Below are 6,245 nucleotides of genomic sequence, written 5' to 3'. Positions count from 1 at the left end.
ATCAATGGCATTGTTCCGCAGAGGCATGCCAGAAGACGTGATTATCCATAGTGATAGAGGTAGCCAATATTGCTCAAAAGACTACCGAGATTTAATCGCAGCTCATAATCTAAAACAAAGCATGAGTAGGAAGGGGAATTGTTGGGATAACGCCGGTGTTGAAAGCTTTTTCCACTCAATGAAAGTAGAAGCCGTCCAATACGAGCCGATAATGACCCGAGAAGAGATGCGCCAAGCGCTTTTTGAATACATTGAAGTTGATTATAATCGAACAAGAAGGCACAGTGCTCTTGGGTATCTAAGCCCAGTTAACTTTGAAAAACAATATGTCGCTTAATGCGGTGTCCAGTCTAACTGGAGCAGATCAGTTCGCTTGTGTTATGTCATGTTTAAAGGTTTCCATTTCCCTTCAGATGCTATTCTCGAAACCATCCGTAACTCGGTTGTAGGGAGCGAAGGTATGCAGAGGGAGTGTGGTGTAGACCTCGTGACAATAAATAGGTGGATCATCAAATTCACCCTGACTTCAGAACATAGAGTCAGGTACTGAAAGAAGCCGTATCGGCATTCTTCTCTCGAGCGTTGAACACGTAATTATGTAGTGCCATGGCAATATATAACCAGCTTAGCTTTATGATACAAATACCACCAACCTTTTCTCCAAATTTTTCATGAGTGATGTTCTACAATTCATCCTTTTGATCTGGAAAAGTTAGCACATTTCAACGTCATTCAATACTCTGTTTTAGTCTAAATTCGAAGGTATTAAGTCTGTTCTAAAGGTTCAAATTTGACGTGAAAATGCACAATTTTTATAAGTAATTCTTCAATAAACATGTATATTGCATCATTTTACTTCCACTAACTTGAAAAAGTCACTAGTTACTTATAAAAGTTTAGTTGTTAGTGATCGATAAGAATGACAATATCTATGATTTTGCGAACAGGAACTTACTATGCAATCAAGGTTTAAAAGCGTGTTAGTTTACGAGCTTAGGAACAACATGATGTACGCTGGCATTAAATGGTCAATGCTTATGTTGGGGATATGCATAGCCACGATCTCATATGAAATTTATTTTCTCAGACCATCTTATGATTTAGAAAATGCAATTCATTATTTAGTTATCTCCATCACAGGAATTATTTTAATAGGTTTTACTGAGTTTGCGATAAGAAACTACAAAAAACTCTTACTCAACAAAGCTCATGTTTTGAATTTTTCTGCGATTCTTTCTGGTTTATGTTGGCTTTCTACTGTATTGGCATCAGAAAACCATTGGGGCGATTTACATGAACCAAAAGAAATTGTAGTGATTGGGTTATTTTTGCAGGTACTCGCATGGAATAAGAGTAGGATTGCAATGCTTCTCGGGCTTACTCCTCTCATATTGTGGGAGCTTTCATTATTGTTAGATAAGGACGAAAGTCACCTTATCCGATACGCAAGTATTATGGCTGTTTTCTACTTTGCCACCAATGGTCTATATAAAAAAACAGAAGAACTGTTGGTTGATAAGACCGTTGAAAACAAAGAACTTAAGAATATTAGTTATCGTGACACATTAACTGGTGCTTATAATCGTCGTGGGTACGATAAACGAATAAGAAAACTCATCAAGGAAAGTGAAGGCATGCCATTTGTACTTGCCATTATAGATATAGACTTCTTCAAACAGTACAACGATACATATGGTCATCTAAAGGGTGATGAATGTTTAACGACAGTGGTTCAGGTTTTAAAAGCCAGCTTTAGGCGAAGTGCTGATATTGTTGCTCGTATAGGAGGAGAAGAGTTTGCTGTCCTGTTGCCAAATACAACCAAAGACCAAGCAAGAAACCTTCTTGCTCATGCACAAAGTAATCTATGTAAAGCAAATATTCCTCATCGTGCTTCTACAGTAAGTCATTATGTAACAGTCAGTTGTGGCTTTGCTGAATTCAATTTTGAAGAGAGTGAAGAGGAGCTATTCAAACGTGCAGATAAATTGTTGTACGAAGCGAAAAGAATGGGCAGAAACCAAGTCTTATAGGGGGATCAGGATCTTTCTATCAGAAGTCATAATCGAAATGGTTCCGTTATTATCAAGCGTATAAACTCAGTTATAGAAAGAGCGTGGTGTTGATCATGTAACGCTCAATCAGTGAGGTGAGGCATCAAATACATACCAATTTGGAACAAGACGGTAACTCATATGGTTTATCAGAGAAAGTCGTTATTGATGGCTGTGAAAGTTATGATGTGGCTATTGAGGCAATGAATGTTCAGCTTTGGTTAACGGGCTTCTTTACGTTGTTCATTGAGATATTGGATATCAATGAATAACAACATCGTGGAGTAAAGTTATCGATGGGAGAAACAGAAAGCTCGGTATGCGTTAGGTCTGAAGTCTGTGGATGGAGCGACGGCGAGTCTTTATGGCGAGAACGTGAAAGATGGTTAAATGAGGTCAAATAGCTCTTGAGGGTGACATTGTCTTTGAATTATTTTATGTACTGACAGATTATTTGTGTCTGAATACTCACTTAGCCACTCTTTTATCAAGAACGGTAACTTATGCGCTAAAATGAAGTGCCCAAGTGGGCACCTCAAAAATCACTAAAAGCTGAGTGTTACAACAACCCCTCCATTTAGCGAGAGCTCGCTAGGGTGAGGCGGTTTAATCGAGTGACTTCTTAAAGCGTAAAGACGCAACGACCAAGCCAACCATGGTAAAGCCAAGCAACCACAATGCATCTTGCCATAGTTCCATTAAATCAGCGCCACGAAGTACCACTCCACGAATGATACGCATAAAGTGGGTGGCGGGCAGAGCCTCTGATATCCATTGAGCTGCAACTGGCATACCTTCATAAGGGAACATAAACCCAGACAGTAGGATAGATGGAAGAAGAATGAATACCGTCATCTGCATCGCTTGAAGCTGTGTTGTGGCAATGGTGGATATCACCAAACCGAGCGTTAAACTAGCGGCTATAAACAACAAAGTGCCAAACAATATCTGGCTAATGGCACCATTTATAGGTACGCCAAAAATCCAATGTCCTAATCCAAGGATAATCAACACCTGTATTAGACCGACGAAGATGTACGGAATAATTTTTGCCACCATCAATTCAATAGAGTGAATTGGTGTGGTGATGAGTAACTCTAAGTTACCTCGCTCCCGTTCTCTCACAATGGCTGCGCTGGTAAACAAGATCATAGTCATTGTAAGTATCACTCCAAGTAAACCCGGCACGATGTTCACGGCTGAGCGCCGACTCGGGTTGTAATACAAGGCGACTTCGAAAGTTTTGGTGGGAGTAGGGCGGATCTCAAAGTCGAAATCAGTCAATGGCATGGTCTGCAGCGAGAGGATGGCTGAACTTATCATGGTATCAGATCCATCCACAACCCATTGTCCCAGCTCTCGACCTTGCACCATACGCTGAGTTAAGTCGCTTGGTAGGATGAGTACCGCGCGCACGAGGCCGTTTTGTATTGCTTGCTCTGCTTGTGAAACGGTCGTAAAGGTTTCGATCACATTGACAACTTGAGTCACTTTTACAGATTCAGTGATAACACGACCTGCTGTGCTACCGCTTTGGTCAACAACGCCGACGGGAATGTTACGAATATCGGTATTGATGGCGAACCCAAATAATAGCAACTGGATCAAAGGAATCATTACCACCATACTGAAGGTGATTCGGTCACGAGAAAGCTGACGGATCTCTTTAATCATCACCGCCTTCATTCGAGCAATAGATTTCATCATTGGCGACCTTCCCCCGTCACGCTAACGAATACGTCTTCTAAGCTAGGACGCGTGATGTTCATTTCACAGCCCTCAAGCTTCGGGAAAGTTTGTATTAACCAATCAATCGGCTGCTCGATATGTTGATTAATTAGGACGCGTAAACGGACGCCCAACTGAGCGGCAGAGCGGACTTCTTTATGTTTTATGACTTCCTCTTTCAACTTCCGTAAGTTATTTGCTTTGATCTCCACTATATTCACTCCCATTTGCGCCATGAGTTGCTCGGGCTCGCCATCAGCACGAATTTCTCCAGCCTCCATAATGGCAAGTCGATGACATCGTTCTGCTTCGTCCATATAGTGGGTGGTGACCAAAATAGTGGTGCCTTGAGCGGAAAGATCAAACAGTTGCTCCCAAAAATCACGTCGATTCTCTGGGTCCACGGCGGAGGTGGGTTCGTCGAGAAATAACAATTCAGGTTTGTGCATGGTCGCAGCTGCAAGAGAGAGTCGCTGCTTTTGGCCACCACTCATACCTCCAACGCGTTGTTTACGTAATTGATCGAGCCCATACGTGCTCAATTGTTCTTCGATTCGAGCCTTTAGGGCTTTAGTTTCCATGCTAAAAATCTGCCCAATAAATTCGAGGTTTTCTTGTACTGAAAGGTCATCGTAGAGGGAGAATTTTTGCGTCATGTAACCAATTTTGAGTCGCAGTAATTCAGATTGTCTTGGGATCTCTAATCCTAAAACATCCACATTACCTTCACTTGGGCTAAGTAGACCTGTTAGCACGCGAATAGTGGTTGATTTTCCGCAGCCGTTTGGCCCTAGAAAGCCATAAATACTGCCTTTGGGCACATTGAGTGTGATGTTGTTGATTGCAGTAAAGTCTCCGAACATCTTTACTACATTTTCAGCTTGAATTGCGTATTCAGTCATTGTTTACTCCATCAAATCCACTTGGGCAGGAATACCTGAAGGCAGTGAATTAGCAGAGTCTTGTAAGTCGATCTCCGCAAGATACATCAAGCGTGATCGCTCTTCCTTTGTTAAGGCGAAGTAGGGGGTAAATGATGGTTCAGTGGCAATCCAACGTACGGTTCCTTCAAAAGGACTTTCAATGCCATCTACGTGGACTTGCACAGTTTTACCTGGAATAAAGTTCACTCGATAAGTCGCAGGGACGTAAACGCGTGCATAAGGGACGCGGTTGGCTTGAATCACGGCAACGATGCCATTGACTGGAACGCGTTCGCCTAAGTGAAAAGGGAGATTGTCGAGCAAGCCATCACGAGTAGCTGTAATGCTCAGCTCTCCTAATTTTTGCTGTTGAAGAGCGACATCTGCTTTTGCGGCCTTTAGTTCGGCTTTGGCCTGTTGAATGTCTTCTGGACGCGAACCTGCGGTAAGTTTACTGAATTCTTCTTGTGACGAGTCTAACTCAGCTCGCGCGGAATCTCTTGCGGCCAATGCGGAATCTTTTTCCGATTGGCTGAGGAGTTTTTTACGTGCTAATTCTTCTTTTCGTTGATAGTTCTTTTGAGCTTCGGTTAATTGCGCTTCTGCTCTTGTAACTCTAGCTTGGGCTGCGACGATATCTTCTGAGCGCTCGCCATTAGTGAGTTTTAACAGATAAGCTTCCGCTTTGGCTTGTTCGGCTATGGCGCGGGTTAATATCGCTTCTTGGTTCTTGGTGTCAAGCTGAACCAACAACTCACCTTTAGTCACCTGGCTGCCTTCCTTGATAGGTAGGGCTCGGATTATCTCGCTCGACGTTGCTGTAAAGGTGACGCGGTCACGCTCTAGTGTGCCAAGAGCTTGTTGACCATCGTCTTTTGAACAGGCGGTTAAAAGAGTAAGAACGAAGATGCTAAGAATGATGCGCTTCATTATGCGATGCTTCCTCAAGAGGTTGAACCTGATTCGTAAGTCAGGTTGCAGAAGAGTGTGGGATTGTATTCAGTGTAACGTGGGCAAGTTTTCCTCGGCTAGGTAGATAATTCCCCTGAAATTCATCAATTGATTAATTGAGTGACAAATGGTGTATGAAGGTTTATTGGTTGTTCTTCTTTAAGGGCTTCAGTAAGGGGCCAAGGTGCTATATTCTAAATTTTGATTGACCGCGGTTCTTATCTTCCTGCTCTGACTTTTTATTGATTTAAGTTCACTTTAGGACTGCCATACTCCATAAAGTTTTATCCGGAGTATCAGTTAACCTTATTTAACTTATTGACAAAAAAGTTTTTAGGTGTGCGAGCGTCCATCTCCGATGGGGAAGTTTTATGAGTAGATAGCACCTGTTATTGATCTCTAAAAACTGCGTGTGGCCTTCATGCACTTATAAAGAAGTTATTGCCAAGAGTTATGCTTCTTCCAAGCGTGAAATTATTTTTGCTCAGTGAACCAGTATCCACTGCACGCTTTCGCTTTGCCGTGTTTACCTTCTTAAGTTGCCTTTGCAATACGCATCTGAAGTTTTAAACATGGGACTTAATAGATT

6 protein-coding genes are annotated in these 6,245 nt (G+C 42.3%); 3 read left to right on the top strand and 3 right to left on the bottom strand.

What is annotated here, in order from left to right:
• The 3 genes from HRQ85_RS25600 to HRQ85_RS25590 form a co-directional block, all read left to right on the top strand.
• The coding region (locus HRQ85_RS25600; protein ID WP_172380918.1) for an IS3 family transposase at positions 1 to 337 on the top strand (337 nt) is incomplete at its 5' end.
• 667 nt (positions 338 to 1,004) lie between these two features.
• Positions 1,005 to 2,033 (top strand): GGDEF domain-containing protein, encoded by a 1,029-nt coding sequence (locus HRQ85_RS25595; protein WP_172380917.1) that lies wholly within the window; start codon positions 1,005 to 1,007, stop codon positions 2,031 to 2,033.
• Between the two features lie 116 nt (positions 2,034 to 2,149).
• Positions 2,150 to 2,326 carry a hypothetical protein gene (locus tag HRQ85_RS25590; RefSeq protein WP_172380916.1) on the top strand — a complete coding sequence of 59 codons (177 nt, stop codon included), beginning with the start codon at positions 2,150 to 2,152 and terminating at the stop codon, positions 2,324 to 2,326.
• Between the two features lie 334 nt (positions 2,327 to 2,660).
• On the opposite strand, the gene HRQ85_RS25585 is transcribed toward HRQ85_RS25590, so the two are convergent.
• From HRQ85_RS25585 to HRQ85_RS25575, 3 genes are read right to left on the bottom strand one after another with little or no spacing between them, the layout of a single operon-like run.
• The gene (locus HRQ85_RS25585) at positions 2,661 to 3,758 is read right to left on the bottom strand and encodes an ABC transporter permease (protein WP_172380921.1); all 1,098 of its coding nucleotides are present in this window, start codon (positions 3,756 to 3,758) and stop codon (positions 2,661 to 2,663) included.
• Positions 3,758 to 4,684, bottom strand: a complete 927-nt coding sequence (locus HRQ85_RS25580) for an ABC transporter ATP-binding protein (RefSeq protein WP_172380915.1) — start codon at positions 4,682 to 4,684, stop codon at positions 3,758 to 3,760. The genes HRQ85_RS25585 and HRQ85_RS25580 overlap by 1 nt, the downstream gene beginning before the upstream one ends.
• A gap of 3 nt (positions 4,685 to 4,687) precedes the next feature.
• Positions 4,688 to 5,635, bottom strand: coding sequence for an HlyD family secretion protein (locus tag HRQ85_RS25575; RefSeq protein ID WP_172380914.1), 948 nt, complete (start codon positions 5,633 to 5,635; stop codon positions 4,688 to 4,690).
• Positions 5,636 to 6,245 lie beyond the last annotated feature (610 nt).

This window comes from Vibrio sp. Vb339 (assembly GCF_902751245.1).
Classification (GTDB): domain Bacteria; phylum Pseudomonadota; class Gammaproteobacteria; order Enterobacterales; family Vibrionaceae; genus Vibrio; species Vibrio coralliirubri.
The sequence above is the reverse complement of the archived record's forward strand: the minus strand, read 5'-3'. Positions and strand labels throughout refer to the sequence as shown.

Excerpts from the sequence above, each read along its gene's own strand:
- HRQ85_RS25580 (WP_172380915.1), bottom strand. The coding sequence starts at position 4,684 with ATGACTGAATACGCAATTCAAGCTGAAAATGTAGTAAAGATGTTCGGA.
- HRQ85_RS25595 (WP_172380917.1), top strand. The coding sequence starts at position 1,005 with ATGATGTACGCTGGCATTAAATGGTCAATGCTTATGTTGGGGATATGC.
- HRQ85_RS25575 (WP_172380914.1), bottom strand. The coding sequence starts at position 5,635 with ATGAAGCGCATCATTCTTAGCATCTTCGTTCTTACTCTTTTAACCGCC.
- HRQ85_RS25585 (WP_172380921.1), bottom strand. The coding sequence starts at position 3,758 with ATGAAATCTATTGCTCGAATGAAGGCGGTGATGATTAAAGAGATCCGT.